This window comes from Kitasatospora sp. NPDC058218 (assembly GCF_042882445.1).
Taxonomy (GTDB): domain Bacteria; phylum Actinomycetota; class Actinomycetes; order Streptomycetales; family Streptomycetaceae; genus Kitasatospora.
The window spans coordinates 118356-141481 of sequence record NZ_JBHVWC010000012.1 but is presented as its reverse complement, the minus strand read 5'-3'; the positions used below and the strand labels follow the sequence as shown (position 1 = coordinate 141481).

Annotated in this window: 24 protein-coding genes; 16 read left to right on the top strand and 8 right to left on the bottom strand. The window is 74.4% G+C overall.

What is annotated here, in order from left to right; translation table 11 throughout:
* Positions 1 to 30 precede the first annotated feature (30 nt).
* The 4 genes from ACFVYI_RS10030 to ACFVYI_RS10015 all read right to left on the bottom strand — a co-directional run bounded on the left by ACFVYI_RS10030 (position 31) and on the right by ACFVYI_RS10015 (position 2895).
* Positions 31 to 789, bottom strand: a complete 759-nt coding sequence (locus tag ACFVYI_RS10030) for a 4'-phosphopantetheinyl transferase family protein (protein ID WP_387882930.1) — start codon at positions 787 to 789, stop codon at positions 31 to 33.
* Entirely contained in the window at positions 786 to 1619 is an 834-nt protein-coding gene (locus tag ACFVYI_RS10025) for a hypothetical protein (protein ID WP_387882927.1), read from the bottom strand. Before ACFVYI_RS10025 ends, ACFVYI_RS10030 begins: the two co-directional genes overlap by 4 nt.
* A 4-nt stretch (positions 1620 to 1623) precedes the next feature.
* Positions 1624 to 1914, bottom strand: coding sequence for an acyl carrier protein (locus tag ACFVYI_RS10020; protein ID WP_387882925.1), 291 nt, complete (start codon positions 1912 to 1914; stop codon positions 1624 to 1626).
* 108 nt (positions 1915 to 2022) lie between these two features.
* Complete coding sequence (locus tag ACFVYI_RS10015; RefSeq protein ID WP_387882922.1) at positions 2023 to 2895, bottom strand: 3-oxoacyl-[acyl-carrier-protein] synthase III C-terminal domain-containing protein; 873 nt, start codon at positions 2893 to 2895, stop codon at positions 2023 to 2025.
* A 158-nt stretch (positions 2896 to 3053) separates the two neighbouring features.
* On the opposite strand from ACFVYI_RS10015, the gene ACFVYI_RS10010 reads away from it, so the two are divergent.
* From ACFVYI_RS10010 to ACFVYI_RS09995, 4 genes are all read left to right on the top strand, one after another.
* On the top strand, positions 3054 to 3356 hold the full coding sequence (locus ACFVYI_RS10010) for a hypothetical protein (RefSeq protein WP_387882920.1): 303 nt from the start codon (positions 3054 to 3056) through the stop codon (positions 3354 to 3356).
* Entirely contained in the window at positions 3353 to 4534 is a 1182-nt protein-coding gene (locus ACFVYI_RS10005) for a glycosyltransferase (RefSeq protein WP_387882918.1), read from the top strand. The genes ACFVYI_RS10010 and ACFVYI_RS10005 overlap by 4 nt, the downstream gene beginning before the upstream one ends.
* Positions 4535 to 4683: 149 nt before the next feature.
* Positions 4684 to 5640 carry an ATP-binding cassette domain-containing protein gene (locus tag ACFVYI_RS10000; RefSeq protein WP_387882915.1) on the top strand — a complete coding sequence of 319 codons (957 nt, stop codon included), beginning with the start codon at positions 4684 to 4686 and terminating at the stop codon, positions 5638 to 5640.
* 214 nt (positions 5641 to 5854) lie between these two features.
* Positions 5855 to 6619 carry an ABC transporter permease gene (locus ACFVYI_RS09995; RefSeq protein WP_387882912.1) on the top strand — a complete coding sequence of 255 codons (765 nt, stop codon included), beginning with the start codon at positions 5855 to 5857 and terminating at the stop codon, positions 6617 to 6619.
* Between the two features lie 73 nt (positions 6620 to 6692).
* On the opposite strand, the gene ACFVYI_RS09990 is transcribed toward ACFVYI_RS09995, so the two are convergent.
* From ACFVYI_RS09990 to ACFVYI_RS09975, 4 genes are all read right to left on the bottom strand, one after another.
* A complete protein-coding gene (locus tag ACFVYI_RS09990; protein WP_387882909.1) occupies positions 6693 to 8054 on the bottom strand; it encodes a PLP-dependent aminotransferase family protein in 1362 nt (453 codons plus the stop codon).
* Complete coding sequence (locus ACFVYI_RS09985) at positions 8051 to 8989, bottom strand: alpha/beta hydrolase (protein WP_387882907.1); 939 nt, start codon at positions 8987 to 8989, stop codon at positions 8051 to 8053. The genes ACFVYI_RS09990 and ACFVYI_RS09985 overlap by 4 nt, the downstream gene beginning before the upstream one ends.
* 38 nt (positions 8990 to 9027) lie before the next feature.
* Positions 9028 to 9801 (bottom strand): class I SAM-dependent methyltransferase, encoded by a 774-nt coding sequence (locus tag ACFVYI_RS09980; RefSeq protein WP_387882905.1) that lies wholly within the window; start codon positions 9799 to 9801, stop codon positions 9028 to 9030.
* Between the two features lie 121 nt (positions 9802 to 9922).
* Complete coding sequence (locus ACFVYI_RS09975; protein ID WP_387882902.1) at positions 9923 to 11017, bottom strand: alpha-hydroxy acid oxidase; 1095 nt, start codon at positions 11015 to 11017, stop codon at positions 9923 to 9925.
* 244 nt (positions 11018 to 11261) lie between these two features.
* Here ACFVYI_RS09975 and ACFVYI_RS09970 point away from each other — a divergent pair, with 244 nt between their 5' ends.
* The 12 genes from ACFVYI_RS09970 to ACFVYI_RS09915 all read left to right on the top strand — a co-directional run bounded on the left by ACFVYI_RS09970 (position 11262) and on the right by ACFVYI_RS09915 (position 23110).
* A complete protein-coding gene (locus ACFVYI_RS09970; RefSeq protein ID WP_387882899.1) occupies positions 11262 to 12629 on the top strand; it encodes a class I adenylate-forming enzyme family protein in 1368 nt (455 codons plus the stop codon).
* 146 nt (positions 12630 to 12775) lie between these two features.
* Positions 12776 to 13051 carry a phosphopantetheine-binding protein gene (locus ACFVYI_RS09965; protein WP_387882897.1) on the top strand — a complete coding sequence of 92 codons (276 nt, stop codon included), beginning with the start codon at positions 12776 to 12778 and terminating at the stop codon, positions 13049 to 13051.
* Complete coding sequence (locus ACFVYI_RS09960) at positions 13048 to 13338, top strand: acyl carrier protein (protein ID WP_387882894.1); 291 nt, start codon at positions 13048 to 13050, stop codon at positions 13336 to 13338. The genes ACFVYI_RS09965 and ACFVYI_RS09960 overlap by 4 nt, the downstream gene beginning before the upstream one ends.
* Positions 13335 to 14504: a beta-ketoacyl synthase N-terminal-like domain-containing protein gene (locus ACFVYI_RS09955; RefSeq protein WP_387882892.1), complete on the top strand. Its 1170-nt coding sequence runs from the start codon at positions 13335 to 13337 to the stop codon at positions 14502 to 14504. Before ACFVYI_RS09960 ends, ACFVYI_RS09955 begins: the two co-directional genes overlap by 4 nt.
* The gene (locus ACFVYI_RS09950; RefSeq protein WP_387882890.1) at positions 14501 to 15010 is read left to right on the top strand and encodes a beta-ketoacyl synthase N-terminal-like domain-containing protein; all 510 of its coding nucleotides are present in this window, start codon (positions 14501 to 14503) and stop codon (positions 15008 to 15010) included. The genes ACFVYI_RS09955 and ACFVYI_RS09950 overlap by 4 nt, the downstream gene beginning before the upstream one ends.
* Positions 15011 to 15212: 202 nt before the next feature.
* Positions 15213 to 16832, top strand: coding sequence for an AMP-binding protein (locus tag ACFVYI_RS09945; RefSeq protein ID WP_387882887.1), 1620 nt, complete (start codon positions 15213 to 15215; stop codon positions 16830 to 16832).
* The gene (locus ACFVYI_RS09940) at positions 16829 to 18094 is read left to right on the top strand and encodes a beta-ketoacyl-[acyl-carrier-protein] synthase family protein (RefSeq protein ID WP_387882884.1); all 1266 of its coding nucleotides are present in this window, start codon (positions 16829 to 16831) and stop codon (positions 18092 to 18094) included. Before ACFVYI_RS09945 ends, ACFVYI_RS09940 begins: the two co-directional genes overlap by 4 nt.
* A gap of 129 nt (positions 18095 to 18223) precedes the next feature.
* Positions 18224 to 19279, top strand: coding sequence for a VOC family protein (locus tag ACFVYI_RS09935; RefSeq protein WP_387882882.1), 1056 nt, complete (start codon positions 18224 to 18226; stop codon positions 19277 to 19279).
* A 32-nt stretch (positions 19280 to 19311) separates the two neighbouring features.
* Entirely contained in the window at positions 19312 to 20226 is a 915-nt protein-coding gene (locus tag ACFVYI_RS09930) for a phytanoyl-CoA dioxygenase family protein (protein ID WP_387882880.1), read from the top strand.
* Entirely contained in the window at positions 20208 to 21257 is a 1050-nt protein-coding gene (locus ACFVYI_RS09925; protein ID WP_387882879.1) for a thiamine pyrophosphate-dependent dehydrogenase E1 component subunit alpha, read from the top strand. Before ACFVYI_RS09930 ends, ACFVYI_RS09925 begins: the two co-directional genes overlap by 19 nt.
* Entirely contained in the window at positions 21254 to 22216 is a 963-nt protein-coding gene (locus tag ACFVYI_RS09920) for an alpha-ketoacid dehydrogenase subunit beta (RefSeq protein ID WP_387882877.1), read from the top strand. The genes ACFVYI_RS09925 and ACFVYI_RS09920 overlap by 4 nt, the downstream gene beginning before the upstream one ends.
* Before the next feature lie 102 nt (positions 22217 to 22318).
* Positions 22319 to 23110, top strand: coding sequence for a DUF3050 domain-containing protein (locus ACFVYI_RS09915; protein WP_387882875.1), 792 nt, complete (start codon positions 22319 to 22321; stop codon positions 23108 to 23110).
* The last annotated feature ends 16 nt before the right edge of the window (positions 23111 to 23126 follow it).

Sequence of the window (23126 nt, the reverse complement as noted above, 5' to 3'; positions counted from 1 at the left end):
CGTAATGCCGACGGATCGTCAACTTCCTTGTCAGGCAATCTGATTGGCACATGACATGGCGCTCCACCGGTGCCTGCGGAGCCGGAACGGCCGGTCGCCGAGCAGCGCCACGGCGGCACGGAACGGCCCGGGCACCGGAGCGTCGTCGACCACACAGGGGGCCTCGCCGAGCGCACCCGGGCGGGCCAGGCGCAGCGGCGCCGGGCCCGCCAGCGGCAGCCCGAAACCCTGCACCAGCCGCCCGCCGTAGGCCTTGACGCAGGCCTCGCGGCGACACCACAGGGTGGTGAAGCGCTCGGCCAGCACGGCGGATGAGTCGGACCCGGCGAGGAACTCGGCCTCGGCGCCCGGGAAGTAGCGCTCGGCGACCCTGGTGGCCACCCGCGCGTCCCGGATCTCCTCGACGTCGACGCCGACCGGCCGGCCCCCGGTCAGGGCCAGGACGGCCAGGGCGCCGGAGCCGGAGTAGCTGACGCCGATCCGCTCGCACCCCGCCGCCGGTTCGGGCTTGCCGTGCGGGCCGTACCGCCAGACGAGTTCGGCGGGGCGCAGGCCGAGGCGCTCCGCGACCAGCAGCCGGACGACGCCGTGCACCACGGTGAAGCGGCGGCCGAGCACGGGGTCGCGGGCGGGGGCGCCGGCGCGGTCGTGGCCGGTGGCGCGGGCGAGTTCGGCAGGGTCCAGCAGGCCACGGAGCTCCCGGACGACCTCGTCCGGCTGGTCGGTGGGGATGACCCAGAGGTCGACCTGGTCGATCGCCGCCGGGGTGTCGGCCGGATCGGCGGTCACGGACCGGCCCGGAGGGTCAGCGTGCTCAGGACCCCCAACCTCGCATCGACGCCGACGGCGAGCACCGGCCGCCGCTGCGCCTGCCACGCGGGCAGCAGCTCGGCCAGCTCCGCCCAGAGGCCGGTGAACGGCCGGCCGGACGCAGCGGTGAGCACCGCGTCGCAGCCCTCGTCGACCGCCAGGCCGGAGTCCAGCAGCACGGCGGCGTCCGCCCCCAGCGCCGGCGCCCTCTCACGGACCACTTTGGCCACCATGTCGCCATCGACCGAAGACAGTTGACTGATCGTCAATTCCGCCCCGGCGGTCTCGTCGAGGACCAGGACGACGACGCTGTGCCGCTCGGGCAGCTCCACCGGCGCCGCGGCCCGGTAGTGCAGCGCGGTCTGCTCGGCCAGTACCACCACCGCGCGCCGACAGGCCCCGGTGCGCTGGTACTCGGCAGCCACCCGCAGCGCGCTGAAGGCCACCGCCGACCCCTGGTCGCAGAGCGCGAAGGCCAGCGGCGAGCCCGGGCAGGACCGGCTGAGCGCCAGGGAGCTGGGCGCCCCCGGGCGGACGTCCGGCGAGTCGAACGCCAGGATCAGCAGGTCCACCGGCACGCCGTCGGCGAGCGCCTCCCCCAGCAGGCCCTCGGCCAGCTCGGCATAGGAGTGGCCGACACCCTCGGCCAGGAGGTCCTCCCGCACCGGCAGGCCGTACGGCCGGACCAGGTCCGTGACGAACACCCGCAGGTCCGGGTCGAGCGAGGTCTCGGACCTGCCGTCGAAGGACCGGGCGAGGATCCGGGTGACGCCGAGGGCCGACGGAGGCGACGCGGAAGCGGCGGCCACCCGGTCAGTCCTCGGGGATGATGTGCCCGGCGACGTAGTCGGCCAGCCTGGTCACCGAGCGCAGGTCGTCCTCGCCGATCTGCTCGACGTCGACCTGGATGTCCAGCGTCTCCTCGACCTCCAGGATCAGCTCGATGGTGCCGGCCGAGGTGAGGCCGAGGTCGTCGAACAGGCAGGCGTCCTCCGGGATCTCGGGGAGGTCGCGCTTGAGGACGCGCGGCAGCAGCTCGCCGATGCTCCGCAGGATCCGGTCGCGCAGCTCGGTGTCAGTGGTCTGGACCGCGGGTTCTGACATGGATGTCCCGTCCCGTCGTGCATGAGAGGTGAATGGGTGCGGCGGGCGGAGGCGTGGTCGTCCTCGCCCTGCCGATGCGTCGCCGGGGCACGCCGAGCCGACGATGCGTCAGTGCTCGACGGCCATGGCGGAGAAGGTGGCTCCGACACCGGCGGCGGCGATCAGGTAGCGGTCGCCGCGGCGGAGCAGCCCCCGCGTGGTGGCGGTGTGGAGATTGATGAGGCTGTCTGCAGCGAAACTGTGCCCGACCGAGCGCACGTTGTCCAGCACCACCTTCTCCACCGGGAAGCCGATCCGCCGGCAGATCATCCGCCAGGAGGCCTGGTTGACGTTGTGCGGAAGCACCAGGGCGAGGTCGGAGAGGTCCAGACCTGCCTCGTCCAGGGCGGCCTCGATCGCCTCGATCATCACCACCGGGTACTCGCGCTGGTAGCGGGCCAGCAGGTCCGCGTCCTCGGCCAGACGGCCGTCGAACTCGGGCCGGTGGCGGACGGCGTAGGAGAGCACGCGGTTGCGCTCGCCCGTCGCCCTGACCAGGCAGGCGGCCGCCCCCTCGGCGAAGATCCCGGTCTCGGGCACCACTTGGGCGTCCTTGGTGAAGGTCTTCTCCCCGGCCAGCACCAGCGCCAGGGCCTCCGGGTCGGCCACCCCGGACAGCAGCCGGCCGGCCAGGTCGACGGCCAGCAGACCCACCGCACAGGCGTGGTGGGTCACGGTGAAGGCCGCGGCATGGGCGAGGCCGTAGCGGCCCAGCAGGTCGTGCAGCGGGTTGAGCGGATAGGGCACCGCCACCGGCATGCTGCGCGCGTGGATCACGAAGCGGACGTGCCGTTCGCGTCCGCGCAGCTCCGGTAAGGCCTCGACGGCGGCGCCGAGCAGGTCGGGCAGCTTCCCGTCCGGGTCCAGCCGCAGCTGGTCCAGGCCGTGGAAACGGCGGAAGAGTCGAAGTTGACGTGGGGTCAGGCCGATTCGCTCGCCCACTGCCTCAATGGGCACGGTGTGGTGGGGGAGGTGAACGGCCACTGCCTCCAGTGCGGTCACGCGGGCTAGTATTCCGACGCCCGACGGGTCGCACAAGTGATCTCGGGCCCTTCGCAGACTCATCCGCCCCCGTGCCGTCGAGCAGGTGGAGCCCCCCCATGACCGATCGTGAACCCCCCGATTCCGCCGCCCCGGTGCGCCCGGAGCTGATCGCCCTGCTGGTCGAGGCCGCCGGCGCGCCGCCCGAGTGGGCCGCGCTGGTCACCCCGGATGCCCGGCTGGACGCCGATCTGATGCTGGACGAGTACGAACTGACCGCGCTCGATGCCCTTCTGTGCGGGCACTTCGGGGCACCGTCCGGCCTCGCCGCACTGCGCGCCGGGCTGGACCTGGCCGGGCTCGAAGCCCTGACCGTCGCCGATGTGCAGCGACTGCTGCCCGCCGAGGAGCCCACCCGATGAGCCGATTCCTGCTGGTGGTGCCACCGTTGACGGGCCACGTCAACCCGGTCGTCGGAATCGCCGACGAGCTGGCCGCGCGCGGCCACGAGGTGGCGTGGACCGGCACCGAGTCGGTGCTGCGGCCACTGCTCGGGCCCGAGGCGGTCGTCCTGGGGACGGGCACCCGGGCGTTCCGGGCGCAGGGCGGGCACGGACTGGCCGCCCTGCGCTCGCTCTGGGAGGGCTTCATCGTCCCGTACGCGCGCTTCACCGCGAAGCCGCTGGACGCGGCGGTGCGGGAGTTCCGGCCGGACGCACTGCTGGTCGACCAGCACACACCGGCGGGGGCGCTGGTCGCGCACCGGCACGGCCTGCCCTGGGCCAGCCTGGCGCCGGGTGCGATGGAGCTGGGGCGCCCGTTCCGGGCGTTGCCGCAGGTCGAGGCCTGGATGACCGGGCTGCTCTCCGGGCTCTGGCGGCGGGCCGGGCTGCCGGAGGAGGAGTACACCGACCCGCGCTTCTCCCCCGCCCTGGTGCTGGCACCGACCGGGCCCGCGCTGACCGGTCCGACGCCCTTCCCGGCGCACTACGCGCTGGTCGGGCCGGTGCTCGCCGAGCGGCCGGCCGATCCGCACTTCCCCTGGGAACGGCTGGAGCCGGGCCGGCGGCGGGTGCTGGTCACCATGGGGACACTGGCCGGCGACCTCGGCGCGGACTTCCACGCCCGGGCCGTCCGGGCCCTGGAGCTGTGCGGTGGCGACGTCCAGCCGGTGATCGCCGCACCGGCCGCCCTGCTGCCCGAACTGCCCCGCCACGCGGTGGCCGTGGAGCGGGCGCCGGTGCTGGAGCTGATGGCGCGCGGCGCGCTGGACGCGGTGCTGTGCCACGGCGGGATGAACACCGTCGGCGAGGCGCTGGCGCACGGACTGCCGCTGGTGGCGGCGCCCATCCGGCACGACCAGCCCTTCGTCGCGGCGCAGGTCGCGGCGGCCGGCGTCGGGCTGCGGGTGCCGTTCGCCCGCGTCACGCCGCAGGGGCTGGCGGCCGCGCTGGGAAAGGTTCTTGACGCACCGGAGCACCGCGGGGCCGCCGCCCGGGTGGGCGCGGCGCTGCGGGCCGGCGGCGGGGCCGTGACGGCCGCCGACCGGCTGGAGGCGCTGGTCGGAGCCGGGGCAGAACCATCGAATCCATTGGTCTAGGCCATTGTATCCGGGGCGCCGCAGACCCTAGTGTGGCGCGAAGCACCGCTTCCCAGGTGCCCCGGCCACCCATCCCCGCACGGACCGTCCAGCCCTGTGTGCGCTGGCCGTCGTCGACGTGGCAACCCATCCCCGCACGGGAGTTCTGGTTGATCGAGACCAAGGGACTTCGCAAGTCCTATCCGTCCAAACAACGCGGCCAGGCCGCCGTCGACGCCGTTCGCGGCATCGATCTGGACGTGGCCGCAGGTGAGATATTCGGCTTCCTCGGGCCCAACGGCGCCGGCAAGACGACCACCTTGCGCATGCTCGCCACGCTCATCCGACCGGACGGCGGCGCGGCCCGGATCGCCGGCGCCGACCTGCTCTCCGACCCGGCCGGAGTCCGCCGACGGATCGGCTACGTCGCCCAGGGCGGCGGCACCGCCGACACCGTCACCGCCCGCGAGGAGCTGGTGCTGCAGGCCCGGATGCACGGCACCCGCAAGGCACGGGCCCAGCAGCTGGCCGAAGAGGCCCTGAAGGCCTTCGGGCTCACCGAGTTCGGTGACCGCGCGTGCCGCACCTACTCGGGCGGCCAGCGCCGCCGGCTGGACATCGCGCTGGGCGTCATCCACGCGCCCCAGGTGCTCTTCCTCGACGAGCCCACGGTCGGCCTCGACCCGGCCAGCCGGGGACAGGTGTGGGCCGAGATCCGGCGCCTGAAAGCCGAGGGCCTGACCGTCGTGGTGACGACGCACTACTTGGAGGAGGCCGACGCGCTCTGCGACCGGGTGGCGATCGTCGACCACGGCGGGATCGTCGCCGAGGGCACGCCCGAGACCCTGAAGCGGGAGATCTCCGGGGACGTCGTCCTGGTCGGCCTCGCGGCCGGCGAGACCGAACGCGCCACCAAGGCGCTGCGCGAGGAGCCGTACCTGCGCCGTCTGGAGGCGCAGGGCGACGACGGCCTGCGGCTCTACCTCGACGACGGCGCGGCCGCGATCCCGCGGCTGCTGCGCGCCCTGGACGGCGCGGGCGTCGTGCCCGGCACCGTGCAGCTGCAACGGCCCAGCCTGGACGACGTGTTCCTGGCCCGGACGGGCCGTTCCATCGAGCAGTCCTGAGCGCTGGGGCGTGTCTGACAATTCCCGCCGCGCGCGCGGCGTTGGGGCACGCACCTCGCTGCGTTGTCGTCGGTCGCCGATGGCCCCCAGCCTTCGGCCGGGAGGTGCCCCCACCGCGTCTACTCCCTCCTCCGCCTTGCGATGCACGCACCCCAACGCCGCGCGCTGATCCGACGCGAATTGTCAGACACGCCCTGATCCCCGAGAGGCCCTCATGAAGCTCGCCCGCGACACCTGGCTGGTCTTCCAGCGACAGCTGCTGCTCATGTGGCGAACCCCGATCTGGATCGCCGTCGGGCTGATCCAGCCCGTCTTCTATCTGCTGCTGTTCGCACCACTGCTCAAGAAGGTGCTGGCGCCGATGGGCGCGACCACCTACGCCGAGGCCTACCAGATCTACGTACCGGGCCTGTTGGCGGTGCTCTGCATCTTCGGCGGGCTGTACACCGGCTTCAGCCTGCTCGGCGAGCTGAAGGCCGGCATCATCGAGCGGTCCCGGGTGACCCCGGTCAGCCGGCTGGCCCTGCTGCTCGGCCGGGCGCTGCGCGAGACGGTGGCGCTGCTCGTCCAGGCCGTCCTGATCACGCTGATCGCGCTGCCGTTCGGGCTGCGGGTGGCACCGCTGGACCTGCTGCTGGCGTACCTGCTGCTCGGCCTGCTGGCCCTGATGACCTCGGCGATCTCCTACGGCATCGCCCTGGTGCTGCCGGCCGACGAGGCGATGGCCCCGGTGGTGAACACCCTCGCGCAGCCGATCGCGCTGCTGTCCGGCGTCCTGCTGCCACTGGCGCTGGCACCGGTGTGGCAGCAGACCATGGCCAAGTGGAACCCCTTCTACTGGGCGGTGGAGGGCATGCGGGCGCTCTTCTCCGGCCATGTCGGGGACAGCGTGGTCTGGCAGGGGCTGCTGGTCGTCGTCCTGATGACGGTGGCGTCCGTGTACTGCTCGGCCCGGCTCTTCTCCACCCGGGTGCGCTGAGTCCGCAGCACGGTGGGGGCGCGAGGGCGGGGCCGGGGCTTCTCCAAGCCCCGGCCCCGCCCTCGTGCCGTCGCTATCGCGCCCGGGCCGCCGTCGCCCGGGCCTCGGCGTGGATGAAGCGGGCCAGGTCCGCCACTCCGTCGACGATCTGACGCTCGGTCAGCGAACTGACGGAGAGCCGGAGCCGGCGCTCTCCCCCGCCCGCCGGGTAGAAGGGCGCCATCGGCGTCCAGAGCACGCCGTGGTCCCGGGCGCAGCGCTCCATGGCCGCCTCGTCGGCCGTGAAGGGGACGGTGAGTACGGCGAAGAAGCCACCCTCCGGCTCGTTCCAGGACAGGCCCAGCCTGCGGCGCTCGGCCGCGGGGAAGTGCCGCTCCAGCTCGGCCAGCAGCGCCGCCATGTTGGCCGCGTAGTAGGCCGTCGCGCGGGCGTTGGCGGCCCGCAGCCGGCAGTCGTGCCGCAGCAGCATGCCGCCGATGACGGCCTGGCTGAGCGCCGGTGTGTTGACCGTCGTCATGCTCTTCAGCTTCGCCAGCTCGTCCGCGAGCAGCGACCGCCGGCCACCGGGCCCGGCCACCTCCTGGTCCGCGACGACGTAGCCGAGCCGGGCGCCGGGGAAGCAGGTCTTGGCGAACGAGCCGAGGTAGACCACCTGGCGGCGCCGGTCCAGCGCCTTCAGGGTGGGCCGCTCACCGGGGTCGCGGGCGAAGAAGCCGTACGGGTTGTCCTCGACGACCAGCAGCCCCTCCTCGGCGGCGGCGTCCAGCAGCCTCGTCCGGGCCGGGACGGACATGCTGGTGCCCGAGGGGTTGGCGAAGTCGGGGACGACGTAGAGCGCCCGCGGGCGGCGGCCCCCGGCCCGGACGGCCCGGGCCGCGGCGCGGACGGCCTGCGGGTCGGGTCCGCCGTCGGGGCCCTCGGGGACGGGGACGGTGGTCAGGTCGAGCAGCCGGGCGGCGCCGGTGACGCCGACGTAGCAGGGGGAGCTGACCAGCAGGACGTCTTCGGGGCCGGCGCAGAGGGCGCGCAGCGTCAGCAGCATGCCCTCCTGGGCGCCGACGGTGAGCACCAGGGACTCGGGGGCTACGACCAGACCCTCGTCGTTGGCCAGGGTGCGGGCGACCAGGTCGGCGATGACGCCCTTGGTCGGGCCGTACTGGAACAGCGTGGTGCGCACGGCGTCCCGGTCGAGGCCCCGGGCGGCGAGGTGGTCCAGATAGGCGTCCAGGTGACCGTGGACGTCCTCGGGTTCGAAGAAGCCCTCGTAGGGGCGGCCGGGGGCGAAGGAGACGGCCCGGGGGTAGCGGGTGGTGACCTCGTTGAGGAAGGTCATCGCGTCCAGCAGCGGATCGGACAGCGAGGCGTGCAGCCCGGCCAGCGCGAGGGGTTCGACCACGGGGGCGGCGGGCTCGGCGAGCGCTCGGCCGGCCGTCACCGCAGGGCCTCGCGCAGCCGCTCGGCGGCGTACCGCTGGGCCTCCCCGGCCGCGTCCAGCACGCCCGTCATGGCGAAGAAGCCGTGCGGCATGCCCGCGTACCGGCGCGACTCGACCGGGACGCCGGCCGCCCGCAGCGCCTCCGCGTAGCGCTCCCCCTCGTCGCACAGCGGGTCGTACTCCGCGGTGATCACGGTGGCGGGCGGCAGCCCGGCCAGGCTCGGGGCGCGCAGCGGGGAGGCGAGCGGGTGGTCGCCGTCGGCGGGGTCGGCCAGGTAGTGCCCCCAGTACCACGCCACCGAACGGCGGTTGAAGAGCAGCGGGTCGTCGTGCTGCTCCCCCGCCGCCGCGGAGGCGGCCCGGTGGTCGGTGTTGGGGTAGACCAGCAGTTGGTGGCACAGGGCCGGGCCGCCCTCGTCGCGGGCGAGCAGGGTGAGGGCGGCGGCGAGGTTGCCCCCGGCGCTGTCGCCTCCGACGGCCAGCCGGGCCGGGTCCAAGCCGAGGCCTTCGGCGTTCCCGGCCAGCCAGCGGGCGGCGGCACGGCAGTCGTGGACGGCGGCGGGGAAGGGGTGCTCGGGGGCGAGGCGGTAGCCGACGGAGGCGGTGACGCAGCCGACGGCGTTGGTCAGCCGGCGGCAGATCGCGTCGCTGGTGTCGGGCGAGCCGAGCGTCCAGCCGCCGCCGAAGAGGTAGAGCAGCGCGGGGAGTTGCCGACCGGGCGGCTCGGGTCGGTAGAGCCGCAGGGCGAGTTCACCGCCGGGGCCGGGGATGCGGTGCTCCTCGACGGCCGCGACGGGCTCGGGGGTGCCGGCGGCGGCCCGGATGTCGGCGAGGTCGGCGGCGCGGGCCTGGGCCGGGGTGAGGCTGTAGAGCGGGGGCGTGCCGGCCCGTGCGCGGCGCTCGCGCAGGGCCTGGGCCTGGGGGTGCAGCGGCATGGTGATCCCATCGGACAGCGGGGGTCGGGCGATCCGGCTCAGCGGTCGGCCTCGACGTAGATCGTCTCGTCGGTGCGGAACGCGGTGTCGAGGTCGGCGACGTCGGCGCGGACGCCCTGCCGGTAGGCGCAGTGGCGGATCCGGTCGGCCTCGAAGCCGGCCAGGGTGAGGACGTGCCGCAGCTCGTCCAGGTCGTAGATCCACTGGTGGCCGTAGTGCCGGAAGATCTGGTTGACCAGGAAGGCCGGGCGCGGTGGCATCGGCGGGCCGAACCCCATGGTGGTGAGGCGCCGGCGGTGCTTCGCGAGGAAGCCGTCGTCGGTCGCGTAGCCGACCAGGTACCGGGCCAGGTCGGGGGTGGTGATCCGCAGGACGCCGCCGGGGCGCAGCACCCGCCGGACCTCGCGCAGCCAGCCGACCGCGACCGGCATGGTGACGTGCTCGATCAGGTGCTCGGCGTAGACCCAGTCGACGGCGGCGTCGGCGAAGGGCAGCGGCCGGCCGATGTCGAGCTGGGTGAACCAGCGGTCGCCGTCGACGCGGTAGAGGGTGCCGGGTTCGGTGGTGGCGTCGGGGCTGCGCAGCGCGGTCAGGTCGGTGCCGAGGCCCTCCGGGTGGGCCGTCCGGAATGCGGCGAACTCGACACCGGTGATGCCGAGTTCCCGCAGGCCCTGGTGGTCCTGCGGGAGCCCGCCGGCGGCCGGTTCGAGCTTCCGGCAGGTGGCGACGTCGGCGCTGACCGCGTCGAGGCGGACGGCGAGGTCGTCCGGGTCGTCCCAGTCCCAGCCGGGGAAGGCGTCCTGGTTCTTCATGTCGTGTCTCTCTGTCGTGCGGTGCGGAGCTTCGGGGCCTCGGCTTGGGGCTTCGGTGCGGGGGCACCTGCGCTCGAAGCGGCCGCGAGGCCCCGGCGGGGGGGGTCGCGGCGGGGGCGCGTCAGGCGGTGGGCCAGGGCGCGAGGGCGGTTCCGTCCAGGTCGGCGAGCGTGGGGCGGCCCAGAAGGGCCAGGGTGTGCTCCAGTTCGTCGCGGAGCAGGTCGAGCACGCGGAGCACGCCGGCCTCGCCCTCGGTGGCGAGCCCCCAGAGGACGGGGCGGCCGACCAGGACGGCACGGGCGCCGAGCGCGAGCGCGACGGCGATGTCGGTGCCGCTGCGGACGCCGCCGTCGAGCAGCGCCGGGACGGAGGGCGGGAGGGCGGCGACCACCTCGGGCAGCGCCGCGAGGGCGGGCAGCGCACCGTCCAGCTGGCGGCCGCCGTGGTTGGAGACCACCACGGCGTCCACCCCGTGCTCGACGGCGAGCCTGGCGTCCTCGGCGGTCAGGATGCCCTTGAGGACCAGCGGGAGGCGGCTGCGCTCCCGCAGCCAGGCCAGGTCGGACCAGGTCAGACTGGGGTCGAACTGCTCCAGCGCGTGGTCGGCGATGCCGGAGGAGCCCGCGTCGGCGCGGTGGCTGGCGGCCATCAGCGCGGGGTCGAGGTTGACGGCGCGGATCTGCGGCGGGACGGCGAAGCCGTTGCGCAGGTCGCGCAGCCGGCGGCCGATCCGGGGCGCGTCCACGGTCAACATCAATGCCGTGAAGCCGGCCTCCTCGGCCCGTTCGACCAGGGCGGCGAGCGCGTCGCGGCGGCGCAGCCAGTAGAGCTGCAGCCAGAGCGGGCCGGTGGCCGCGGCCGCGATCGACTCCAGGGTCCGGCTGGCGAAGATTCCGGCGACCAGCAGCGCGCCGGCCCGGCCCGCTGCCCGAGCGGTCGCGGTTTCCCCGTCCGAATGGACCAGTCGGTGGTAGGCCATCGGGGCAATTCCGACCGGCATCCGCAGCTCGGTTCCGAGCAGTGGGACGGCGGTCGAGCAGGTCGAGACGTCGACGAGCGTGCGGGGCCGCAGTGCATAGTGGCCGAACATTTCCCGGTTGCTCGCCAGGGTGCGTTCGGCTCCGCTGCCACCCTCGATGAAGTCCCATATTTCCGGTGGTAGTTGGTCGAGCGCCGTGCGCTCCAACCCGGCCAGCGTGAGTGGTCCCACGGGCATCCTCGTTCCCGGACGGCCGCGCTCGGACCAGTCCCGCTTCGGCAGCGTAGGAGGTGCGAGCCGGATTGGTATAGACCTTGATTTGACCAAACGTCTGTGCAAAGGTCTGGCAACGGAATTGACCGTATTGGTTGAGAACGGCGTCCATGTCAAATCTCCTCTGTGTGGAGTGGCGTTGACCGGCATTTCCCCCTCTTCACTTCCGCCCTCTTCACCGCCGCACGCCGACGCCCCGGACGACTGGGTGACCCGGTACCTGCTGGCCGGCCCGGAGGGCGAGGAGTGCCTGCGCTTCGGCACACCCGTCGACCGCGCCACCCTGCGCGCGCTGGTCGACGAGCAGGCCGCACGGCTGGCCGCGGCCGGCCTCGGCCCGGGCGGCACGGCGGCGTTGCGGCTGCCGCCCTCCCTGGGCTTCGTCGCCGTGCTGCTCGCCTGCTGGCAACTGCGCGCCCAAGTGGCCCTGCTGGACCACCGGCTGACCGACCACGAGGTCGACCTCGCGGTCGAACGGCTGGCCCCGCAGGTGCTGGTAGGGTCCGAACATCGGTCCTCGGCGGCGCTGCGCGGCTTCTCCGAGATCGAGCCGGTGGCCGTCCGGCTACCGGACGGGCGGCCTGCCCGGACCGGCCACGCGCTGGTCCAGCTCAGCTCCGGGTCCACCGGCCCGGCCAAGGTCATCGCCCGTACCGCCGGTGATCTGATCCGCGAACTCGGCTGCTACCAGCGGCTGGTGGACTTCCCCGGCGAGGGCGAGCGGGTGGTGCTGCTCTCCTCGGTGGTGCATGTGCTCGGGCTGGTCGGCGGACTGCTGAACAGCCTGCACGCCCACGCGCCACTGACCGTGCCGGAGCGGATGACGGCGGCGGGCATTCTGGCCGCCGTCGCCGAGGAGGACGAACGGCCCACCACCGTGATCGGCGTCCCCTTCCACGCCGAACTGCTGGCCGGTGCGGCCGCGCCCCCGGCGCTGCCGCGACTGCGCCGGATGGTGGTGGCCGGGGAACTGGTCCGCCCGGGCCTGCCGGCCGCCTTCACCGCCCGGTACGGCGTGCCGCTGGGGACCATGTACGGGATGACCGAGCTCGGTGTCATCGCCACCGACCTGGACGGCGCCCTGCACCCGGCGAAGCTGCCCGTGCACGGAATGGAACTTCGGCTGGTGGCAGGCGAGTTGCAACTGGGGACGGCCGCCTCGCCGTACCCGGGGCTGGACGACCCGACCCGCTGGTCCGACGGCTGGCTGCGCACCCGCGACGCCGCCGAGCTGGACCGGGCCACCGGACTGGTCACCGTCCTCGGCCGGCGGGACTCCCAGGTCTCGATCGGCGGACTGAAGGTGGACCTCACCGAGGTGGAACTGGCCCTGGCCGCACTGCCGCAGGTCCGCGAGGCCGTCGTGGTCTTCGACGAGGGCGCCATCGAGGCGTACCTCGCCGCCGACGAGGACGCCGACCACGCGCTGGTCCGGGACGGGCTGGCCCGGCGGCTCGCCGCCTACAAGCGGCCCCGCCGGCTGGCCTTCCTCCCACAACTCCCGCGCACCGCCACCGGAAAGCTGCTACGCGACCCGGCCGCCCTGCGGGCGACCGCCGCCGACACGAACCGCTGAACCGCACCGCCGCACCGACCCGCTGAACCGCTGAACCGCTGAACCCGACCCGACCGCCGCACCCGGACCGCCGCCTTCGAACCGACGTGTCCCCTCCTCCCCCGACGATCCGCGCGCCGCAGCGTGCGCGAGTACAGGAGCACACCATGCAGGACCGCATCCGCGAGTTCGTCCTCGCCGCGCTGACCGAGATGCAGTACGACGTCTCCGAGGTCACCGGCGACACCGACCTCGGCCCGGCCGGGCTCGACCTGGAGTCGCTCGCCCTGGCCGACCTCTCGGTGCAGGTCGAGGACGAGTTCGGGATCAAGTTCGACTTCGACGAGATGGAGAGCACCGCGCTGATGACGCTCGACGAGTTCACCGGTGACGTCGCCAAGCGCATCGCAGCCGCCACCACCACCGCGGGCAGCCCCGCGTGACCGAGCCCGTCCTCCCCGACCGGGCCGAGGTCCTGGCGATACTGGCGGCGTTCGGGCAGCGCGCCGCCGACACCGTCCCCGAGGAGCTCGGCTCCCTCGAACTCACGTGGCTGATCGCGGAGTTCGAGCAGCGCTACGGCATCGAGCCGGACCTCGACGACGAACGCTTCGAGGCGATCAGGACGGTGGACGACGCTGTCGACGTGCTCCGCGCGGCCGTCCTCGCGGCGACCGGTGCCCCCGGGGGCACCGCTGCGGCGCAGACCGCAGGGGCCGCGCAGTCATGACCGGCCACGCCCCGCCCGCCGTCCGGCCCGTGGTCACCGGCGTCGGCGTGCTCAGCGCCGCCGGCACCGGGCTCGACGCACTCGTCGACGCGGCCGCCCACGGCAAGACCGCCTTCACCACGGTGACCAGGTTCGACGTGTCCGCGCGCCGGACCACCCGGGCCGCGCTGCTGGCCGAGCCGGTGCCGCTCGCCGACGCCGTCCTCGCCGCCGTGGACCAGGCCTGCCGCCAGGCCGGCCTGCCCGCCGCCGAAACGGGCGGCGACCGCCGGGCGACCGGCCGGGGCAACCGACCCATGACCGAGCCGGACGGCATGCCCGTCCTGCTCGCCCTGCACAGTGATCTGAACACCCGGGCCGTCACCGCCGCCGTGACCGCCGGGGCGAGTGCCGACTGGGACGTCGCGGGCGTCACCCGCGTCTACACCGGCGCCTGCGTCGCCGCCGGCACCGCCGTGGCCGACGCCGCCGCGCTGGTGGCCACCGGCCGCCACCACCGGGTGCTGGTCGCCGCCGGCCACCTGGTGGAACCGGGCGTCTTCGCCGCCTTCGACGCCGGCCGGGCACTGGCCCGCGACGGCGAGCTGCGCCCGTTCAGTGCCGGACGGACCGGCACCCTGCTCGGCGACGCGGCCGCCGCCGTGATCGTCGAGGCCGAGCCGCAGGCCGAGCGGCGCGGCGCGCCGGTGCTCGCCCGGCTGGCCGGCTGGGGCCGGGCCGGCGACGCCCACCACGTCTGCCGCCCGGAGCCGACCGGCGACGGCGTGGCCCGGGCCGTCGGGGCCGCGCTCGCCCGGGGCGGTGTCGCGCCGACCGAGGTCGGCTACGTCAACGCCAACGGGACCGGCTCGCCGCTGGCCGACCGGGCCGAGGCGAGCGCGCTGCACCGGGTGTTCGGCGCCCACACCGGGCGGGTGCCGGTGAGCTCCAGCAAGGCCGTCCACGGGCATGCCCTGGAGGCCTCCGCACTGCTCGAACTCGCCGTCACCATCGGCGCGTTGCGCGACGGCCGACTGCCGGTGAACGCCGGCTGGCTCGGCCCGGACCCGGACGTCGGACTGGACCTCGTCCTGGACGGCCCACGCGCCGGGCGACCGCGCTACGCGCTGACGATCAACTCCGCCTTCGGCGGCGCCAACACCGCACTCCTGGTGGCGGCCCGATGACCGAGCTGCGCGTCCTCGCCGAAGCCCGCTGGCCGGAGCCGGGCCGCCACGACCCGCTCCCGCCGATCCCCGGCTTCACCGCCTCCTCCTTCAATCCCCTGGTGGCCGAGACCGCCGAGCGCTGCCTGCGCGCCCACCACGGCACCGCTCCGGCCCCCGGCCGGACCGCCCTGCTGCTGGCAAGCGCCGGCGGCGACCGGGCCACGGCACGCGCCATCGACGACGCCGCCGCCTCCGGGCAACGGGTGCCGCCGCTGCTCTTCTTCCAGTCCAACCCGAACGCCGTCCTCGGACACATCGCCGCCCGTTGGGGCCTGACCGGCCCGGTGGTGGCGATCAGCCCGGCCGACTCCGTACCGGGCCGGGTGCCGCAGGACGCGCTCGACCTGGCGGCGCTGCTCCTGGCGGACGGCGACGCGGACCAGGTCCTCGTCATCGCCGCCGAGCAGGCGGAGCCCGCCGGCGGCACGGACCGGGCCGCCGCCGTCCTGGTCACGGCCGGCTGACCCGCTCAGCCCGGCCACCCTTACCCACACACCACCGGCCCACCCCGTACGCCCCACCGCCTCCGCGTTCCCCGCACGCCGTGGAACGAGCACCGCCATCGAACGAGCACCGCCGTCGAGCGAGCGCCCGCCGTCGAGCGGGCGGCGCCACCCGCCGTGCCCCGCCGAAGTACGCCCAGCACCATGGGAGGGATTCACCACCGTGAGCATCCGCAGTATCCGCACCCTTCTCGCGGACGACCCCGAGGTCGGCGCCGGCAACGTCCTCACCAGCCGGCTGGCCCTCGGCCTCGGTCTGGACGAGCCGCTGCTGACCTTCGACACACCGGTGGACGACCACGCCGCCTGGCAGTCCTTCACCCTGCGCGAGCTCGACCGGGCCGTCCGGGCACGCGCCGCGGCCCTGCACGGCCTCGGCGTCACCCGCCGCGACCCGGTGGTGGTCTACGCGACGGACGCCGCCGACCACGTGCTCTCCTTCCTCGCGCTGGCCCGGCTCGGCGCGATCCCGGCGCTGCTGAACCCGAACGTGGACGGCGAGCGCGCCGCCCGCTACATCGCCCGGCTCGGCGCCGTCGGCATCCTCGCCGACGCCGCGCACCTGGCCGCCCTGGCCGGCCACGACCCCGGCGCCCCACTGTTCCCGGAGATCGGCACGCTCGGCTCGGGCGACCCGGACGCCGCCCCGGCGCCCTACCGGCACTGGTCCGGCGACCCGGTGGCGATCACCCACTCCTCCGGCACCACCGGGATGCCCAAGGCCGTGGTCCACTCGCACGCGAGCCTGTACGCGGCGATCCGGCACCGCCTGCGCCTGCCCCGCCCGCAGGGCCAGGACCGGATGCTCAGCGCGCTGCCCGCGCCGCACGCCGCCACCCTGATCGCCGTCAACCTCGCGCTCAGCTCGCACACCCGGCTCGACCTGCTCTCCCGGCAGTCCGGCGCCGGTGTGCTGGACGCCATCGAGAGCCGGCGGCCCACCGGGGTGATCGGCTTCGCCGCCACCTGGGCCGAGCTGGCCCACCACGACCTGGCCGAGCGGGAGTTGTCCTCCGTCGCGCTCTGGTGGAACACCGGGGACTGCGCGCACGAGGTGCACATCCGCCGGCTGATCGCCACCGGCAGCCGCGAGTCCGTCACCCGGGAGGGCCGGGTCCGGGTGCCCGGCTCGCTGTTCGTGGACGGTCTCGGCTCCACCGAGATGGGCCACTCGCACTTCTTCATCACGCACGGCCCGGGCACCGAGCGGTACGGCCGCTGCGTCGGCCGCCCGCACGCCTTCGTCGACTGCGAGGTGGTCGGCCCGGACGGCGAGCCGCTCGGCCCCGGCGAGGTCGGCGAACTCGCCACCTCCTCCCCCACCCTGGCACTCGGCTACTGGAACGACTCGGCGACCACCTTCCGCACCCGGATCCGCGGCCGCTTCCTCACCGGGGACTTGATGTACCGGGACGAGGAGGGCTACTACTACCACGTCGACCGGGCCGTCGACTCGGTCGAACTGGGCGACGGCAAGCGGCTGTTCACCGCGATGTCGGAGGAGCGGGTGCTGGCCGCCTGCCCCGACGTGGCGGACTGCACGGTCGTCGCCGTCCGGGACGGCGAGCGGGTGGTCACCGATGTCCTGCTGCTGCTGGCCGCCGACGCCGATCCGGCCGAGGACCGCACCAAGGCGGTCACGGCCGCCCTCGACGAGGCCGCGGCGGCCACCGTCCGCCAGGTCCTGGTGGTGAGCGGCGAGGACATCCCGCTCGGACCGACCGGCAAGGTCCGCAAGGTGCTGCTGCGTCAGCGCTACCTCGACTCGGTGGCCGCCCGATGAGCGCGGCCGCCGGCCGCCCGGGAGCGGTGGTCACCGGGATCGGCCTGGTCACACCGGTGGGCCAGAAGCCGGGAGAGGTCTTCGAGGCGCTCACCGCCGGCCGCTCCGGCATCCGCGCGCTGCCCGAGGGCCACGCCGCGCACGGCTGGCTGACCGCCGCCGGCCTGGCACCCGCCGTGGAGGGGCGCGAGGTGCTGCCGCCGACCGAGACCAGGTGCGTGGACCGGTTCGTCCTGCTCGCCCTCGCCGCCGCCGACGACGCCCTCGCCGACGCCGGCCTGGTGGTCGGGCGGGACGCCGACCCGCACCGCACCGCCGTCGTGCTGGCCACCGGCGGTGGCGGGCTGGAGACCTTCGAGCAGCAGTCGCACAAGCGGCTGGAGCGCGGCCGGCCCGGCGTCAGCCCGTATCTGCTGCCCGGCATGCTCTCCAACATGGCCACCGCCCGGATCGCCATCAAGCACGGGATCCGGGGCTTCAGTTCGGCGATCGTGACGGCCTGCGCGGCCGGCGCCCAAGCCGTGGCCGAGGGGCTGCGACTGATCCGGGCCGGCGACGCCGACGTGGTGGTCTGCGGCGGCAGCGAGTCCTCGCTGCACCCGACGATCGCCGCGGCCTTCACCAATGCCCGGGCCCTGGCCCAGGGTTGGGACGATCCGGCGCAGGCCAGCCGGCCGTTCGACGCCCGCCGCAACGGCTTCGTGCTCGGCGAGGGCAGCGCCGTCCTGGTACTGGAGCGGGCCGAGCACGCGGACGCCCGCGGCGCGGCCGGCTACGCCGACCTGACCGGCTGGGGCGCCTCCACCGACGCCCACCACCCGACCATGCCCCGCCCGGACGGCTCGGGCGCGGCCGACGCGATGCGCGCCGCGATCGCCAACGCCGGCCTGACACCGTCCGACATCGGCTACGTCAACGCGCACGGCACCGGTACCAGACTGGGCGACGTCGCCGAGAGCGCCGCCCTGCGCGCCGTCTTCGGCGAACAGGGGCCGGCGGTCAGCTCGACCAAGGGCGCGACCGGCCATCTCCTGGGAGCCGCAGGAGCGTTGGAGGCAGCGGTGACCGCACTCGCGGTGGCCCGGGGGACGCTGCCACCGACACTCAACCTGACCGATCCCGACCCGGCCTGTGCCCTGGACCACGTGCGCGGCGCGGCCCGGTCCGCACCGCTGGGCGCGGCGCTGAGCAACGCCTTCGCCTTCGGCGGCCACAACCTCAGCCTGGTCTTCGGCCCGGCGTCCACCCGGTCCGCCAAGTAGCGGCCGGCCGCCGGGGTCGCGCCCCGGCCCGCCGTGCGGCACCCCGCCGGAGCCGGCCCGGCCCGGTGGGTCGCCCGGGCCGGGCCGAGCCCCGGCCACCCATCATTCGCCACCCCCGGGGAGTACCCGTTGTCCATCCAGTCCATCACCCATGTCGAGTTCCACTGCGCGGACGCCGACAAGACCGCGGCCGGCCTCTGCGCCGACTTCGGCTTCGTCCCCGATGAACAGAGCCGCGCGGAACAGTCACCCGGTGCGCTCACCTCCGCCGGGCCCGCCGCCGACCTCGCCGCCGACCCGCACGGCGTGCGCACCGTCCCGCTGCGCCAGGGCGGCATCCGGCTGCGGCTCGTCTCCGCCGCCGACCCCGCCCACCCGGTCGCCCGGTTCGTGGCCGTGCACGGCGACGGCGTCGGAGTGATCGCGCTCGGCTGCACCGATCCGCAGGCCGCGCTGGAGCGCGCCGAGCGGCACGGCGCCCGCGTACTGGACCGGGCCGGCGGGCTGGTGGCCGGGTTCGGCGACGTCGCCCTGCGGTTCGTCCCCGACACCTCGGCGGACCCGGCACCCGCGCAGCCCGCCGCCGGCGCCCTGCTGGACGCCCTCGACCACGCCGCGATCTGCGTCCCGGCCGGGGAGCTCGCCCCCGCCGTCAAGTTCTGCGAGGCCGCGCTCGGTCTCCACCGGATCTTCGGCGAGTACATCGAGGTCGGCGAGCAGGCGATGGACTCCAGCGTGGTGCAGAGCGCCTCCGGCGAGGTCACCTTCACCCTCATCGAGCCCGACACCACCCGCCGGCCCGGCCAGATCGACACCTTCCTGGCCGACAACGCGGGCGCGGGCGTCCAGCACCTGGCCTTCCGCACCGGCGACATCGCCACCGCCGTACGCACCATCCGCGACCGCGGGGTGGAGTTCCTCAGCACCCCGGGCGCCTACTACGACGCGCTCGCCGAGCGCTTCGGCGGAACGGCCATCCCGGTCGACACACTGCGCGAACTCGACGTGCTGGTCGACCAGGACCACGGCGGGCAGCTGTTCCAGATCTTCCTCCGCTCGACCCACCCGCGCCGCACCTACTTCCTGGAGCTGATCGAGCGTCAGGGCGCGGGCACCTTCGGGACCGCCAACATCAAGGCCCTGTACGAGGCCGTCGAGCGGCAGAACTCCACCGCCTCCGTCTGAGCAACTCCCGCCCCGCAGAAGGAGGCCACCGCATGACCACCGCACCCGAGTTCCGACTGACCGACGCCGAGCGCGCACTGCTGCCCACCCCCGAGGAGGTGGCGGGCTACCTCGAACACGGCTGGTACCTCTCCCGCCGGCTGTTCAGCGACGAGGAACTGGACACCCTGCAGGACGCCACCGAGAAGTACTACGAGGGCCACCGGGACCGCGAACTGCCCGTCCGCCCGCCGAACCTCGCCGCCTGGGAGCCCGCGCACGGTCCGGTCCAGCGGCACAACGACTACGTGCACTACGAGAGCGACGCCATCGGCGCGATCCTGCGCAAGCCGCTGCTGGGCGCCGTCGCCGCGCTGCTCGCCGAGGCCGAGGAGATCCGGGTCTTCCAGGCGACGCTGATCTACAAGCCGCCGGTACCCGAGGAGCCGACCAACCAGGTGCCCTGGCACTTCGACAAGCACTACTGGCAGACGTCCAGCTCCGACCGGATGCTCACCGCCTTCCTCCCGTTCCACGACTGCCGGGAGGAGAACGGCACCATCACCATGATCGACGGCAGCCACCGCTGGCGCGAGCTGGACTCCGGCGAGGACTCCACCCGCCACTTCGCCCACCGCGACCGCTCCGAGCTGGAGTCGATCCTGACCGCCAACGCGCACCACAACGGGCAGCAGGTGCGCAAGGTCCCGATCGAGATCCCGCGCGGGCACGTCAGCTTCCACCACTGCCGCACCTACCACGGCAGCGGCGCCAACCTGTCCGACGCCCCGCGCCGCGCCGTCTCGCTCCACCTACAGGACGGGGCGAACGAGTACCGCCGCCACGTCCGAACGGACGGCGCCACCGTGGTCTACAACCACGACGTGGTGGTCCGCCGCACCGCCGACGACCGGCCGGACTACGCCGACCCGGAGATCTGCCCGACGCTGTGGCGGGGCACCCCGTGACGGCGGCGGCCGGCGCCGGCACGGACGACCCGGCGGCGCGGGGCGGCACCGGGACGGCCCCGCTCGGCACGCCCGCGCAGCGGTACCGGATGCTGCGGCTGATCCGTGGCTTCGAGGAGCTGGCGCTCGGCCTGGTGAAGTCCGGGGTGATCACCGGCGGCATCCACCCCTACATCGGCCAGGAGGCGGTCGCGGTCGGCGTCTGCGCCGCGCTGGGCCCGGGTGACCGCCTCACCTCCACCCACCGCGGGCACGGCCATGTGCTCGCCCGGGGCGTCGACCCCCGCCGCCTGCTCGCCGAACTGGCCGGCCGGGTCGACGGGTTGAACCGGGGCCGGGGCGGCTCGATGCACGCCGCCGACCTCTCGCTGGGCATCCTGGGCGCCAACGGCATCGTCGGCGCCGGTGCGCCGATCGCGGTCGGCGCCGCCTGGGCCGCCCGCCGGGCCGGCGACGGCCGGGTGGCGGTCTCCTTCTTCGGCGACGGCGCGCTCAACCAGGGCGTGCTGCTGGAGTCGCTCAACCTGGCCGCCATGTGGCGGCTGCCGGTGGTCTTCGTCTGCGAGAACAACGGCTACGCGACCACGCTGCCCGCCGCCACCGCCGTCGCGGGCACCGCCGTCGGCCGGGCGGCCGCCTTCGGCATCCCCGCCGTCACCGTCGACGGGATGGACACCGAGGCCGTCCGGGCCGCGGCCGAGGAGGCCGTCGCCCGGGCCCGGTCCGGCGGCGGCCCGGGCTTCCTGGAGTGCCGCACCTACCGTTTCGAGGGCCACCACACCATGGAGCGCCGGATGAAGCTGCGCTACCGCACCCCGGAGGAGGTCGACGAATGGCGGGCCCGCGACCCGCTGCCGCGCGCCGCCGCGGCGATCGGCGCGGCCCGCGCCGCCGAACTCGACGCGGCGGTGGCGACCGACCTGGCGGAGGCCGAACGATTCGCGCTCGCCTCTGAACTCCCGGACCCGGAGGGCGCGTTGGACTACCTCTACGCCGACGGACGGCTACCGCGGGCGGGGGCGACGCTGTGACCCGGCTCTCCTACACCAAGGCGCTCAACCGGGCCCTGGCCGACGAGTTGGCCGACGACCCCGCGGTCTGCGTGTTCGGCGAGGACATCGGCGCCGGCCTGGCCGGACCGACCCTCGGGCTGCTCGACCGGTTCGGGCCGGAGCGGATCGTCGACACCCCGCTCTCCGAACAGGCCTTCACCGCGATGGCGATCGGCGCGGCCCTGGCCGGGCGGCGGCCGGTGATCGAATTCCAGATCCCCTCCCTGCTGTTCCTCGTCTTCGAGCAACTCGTCAACCAGGCGCACAAGTTCTCCCTGATGACCGGCGGCCAGGCGGGTGTCCCGCTGACCTGCGTCGTCCCCGGCTCGGGCTCCCGGGACGGCTGGGCGGGCCAGCACTCCGACCACCCGTACAGCCTGTTCGCGCACGCCGGGGTGAAGACCGTGGTGCCCGCCACGCCGACCGACGCGTACGGCCTGCTGCGCTCCGCCGTGCGCGACCCGGATCCGGTGGTGGTGTTCGCACCGGCCGCCGCGCTGGCGGTGCGCGAGACCGTCACCTGGACGCTGGAGCCGGTCCCGCTCGGCTCGGCGCGCGTGCACCGGCCCGGCACCGACGTCACCCTGGTCGCCGTCGGCCACCTGGTGCACGACGCGCTGGCCGTCGCGGCGGAGCTCGCGGACGAGGTCTCGGTCGAGGTCCTGGACCCGCGCACGCTGTACCCCTTCGACTGGGCGGCGCTCGCCGCCTCGTTGGAGCGCACCGGCCGGCTGGTGGTGTTCGACGACTCCAACCGCAGCTGCGGCATCGGCGCCGAGGTGCTGGCGACCGCCGCGGAGGAGATGCGGCTGATCGCCCCGCCCCGCCGGATCACCCGCCCCGACGGCGCGGTCCTGCCGTTCGCCCCCGCCCTCGACCGCGCCCTCCAGCCCGGCCGGGAGCAGCTGCGGCACGCCCTGCGCGCCGTCATGAAGTAGGCCGTGTCCGGCCGCCACGAAAGCGGCCCGGTGACTGCGTGACCCCTGTCCGGCGCGCACACCTCGTGGCAGAATCCCGTTCCCCCCGTGAAGGAGCTTCACATGTCCAACAACCGTTACCACTGGGACCGTTCGCACCCCGGCCTGACCGGTCTGCAGGAGGCCATCGACCCGCTGCGCCGCGAGGTCGTCGGCCACACCGTCTACGGCGGCCTGACCAGCATCGGGCATGTGCGCACCTTCCTGGACCGGCACGTCTTCGCCGTCTGGGACTTCATGTCGCTGCTGAAGAGCCTGCAGCGCGAGCTGACCTGCGTCGACGTGCCCTGGGTCCCGAACGGGCCGACCGCCAGCCGCCGGCTGATCAACGACATCGTGCTGGTGGAGGAGAGCGACGAGCTCGGCGACGGCTTCACCAGCCACTTCGAGCTGTACGTCGAGGGCATGCGGCAGGCCGGCGCCGACCCGGCCCCGGTCGAGGCCTTCCTGGAGCTGCTGCGGGCGGGCACCCCGGTGCCCGAGGCGCTGAAGACCGCCGGGGTGCCGCAGGCCGCCGTCGACTTCACGGCGACCACCTGGGAGATCATCGAGAACGCGCCGGTGCACTGCCGCGCGGCCGCGTTCGCCTTCGGCCGCGAGGACCTCATCCCCGACATGTTCGCCCAGGTCATCAAGATCGATGACCCGGACGGCGCGCTCACCGTCTTCAAGGACTACCTGGCCCGGCACATCGAGGTGGACGGCGAGCAGCACACCCCGATGGCGATGCAGATGCTGATCGACCTCTGCGGCGAGGACGACGCCAAGTGGACCGCCTGCGCGGAGACCGTCCGGCTCGCGCTCAGGGCCCGGGTGCAGCTCTGGACGGCGATCGAGGAGGCCTTCCCGGCCTGACCGGTACCACCGCCCG

Bases quoted from the DNA above. Each gene is read 5' to 3' on its own strand.
- ACFVYI_RS10020 (WP_387882925.1), bottom strand. From the start codon at position 1,914: ATGTCAGAACCCGCGGTCCAGACCACTGACACCGAGCTGCGCGACCGG.
- ACFVYI_RS10010 (WP_387882920.1), top strand. From the start codon at position 3,054: ATGACCGATCGTGAACCCCCCGATTCCGCCGCCCCGGTGCGCCCGGAG.
- ACFVYI_RS10005 (WP_387882918.1), top strand. From the start codon at position 3,353: ATGAGCCGATTCCTGCTGGTGGTGCCACCGTTGACGGGCCACGTCAAC.
- ACFVYI_RS09995 (WP_387882912.1), top strand. From the start codon at position 5,855: ATGAAGCTCGCCCGCGACACCTGGCTGGTCTTCCAGCGACAGCTGCTG.
- ACFVYI_RS09985 (WP_387882907.1), bottom strand. From the start codon at position 8,989: ATGCCGCTGCACCCCCAGGCCCAGGCCCTGCGCGAGCGCCGCGCACGG.
- ACFVYI_RS09980 (WP_387882905.1), bottom strand. From the start codon at position 9,801: ATGAAGAACCAGGACGCCTTCCCCGGCTGGGACTGGGACGACCCGGAC.
- ACFVYI_RS09975 (WP_387882902.1), bottom strand. From the start codon at position 11,017: ATGCCCGTGGGACCACTCACGCTGGCCGGGTTGGAGCGCACGGCGCTC.
- ACFVYI_RS09965 (WP_387882897.1), top strand. From the start codon at position 12,776: ATGCAGGACCGCATCCGCGAGTTCGTCCTCGCCGCGCTGACCGAGATG.
- ACFVYI_RS09955 (WP_387882892.1), top strand. From the start codon at position 13,335: ATGACCGGCCACGCCCCGCCCGCCGTCCGGCCCGTGGTCACCGGCGTC.
- ACFVYI_RS09950 (WP_387882890.1), top strand. From the start codon at position 14,501: ATGACCGAGCTGCGCGTCCTCGCCGAAGCCCGCTGGCCGGAGCCGGGC.
- ACFVYI_RS09940 (WP_387882884.1), top strand. From the start codon at position 16,829: ATGAGCGCGGCCGCCGGCCGCCCGGGAGCGGTGGTCACCGGGATCGGC.
- ACFVYI_RS09930 (WP_387882880.1), top strand. From the start codon at position 19,312: ATGACCACCGCACCCGAGTTCCGACTGACCGACGCCGAGCGCGCACTG.
- ACFVYI_RS09915 (WP_387882875.1), top strand. From the start codon at position 22,319: ATGTCCAACAACCGTTACCACTGGGACCGTTCGCACCCCGGCCTGACC.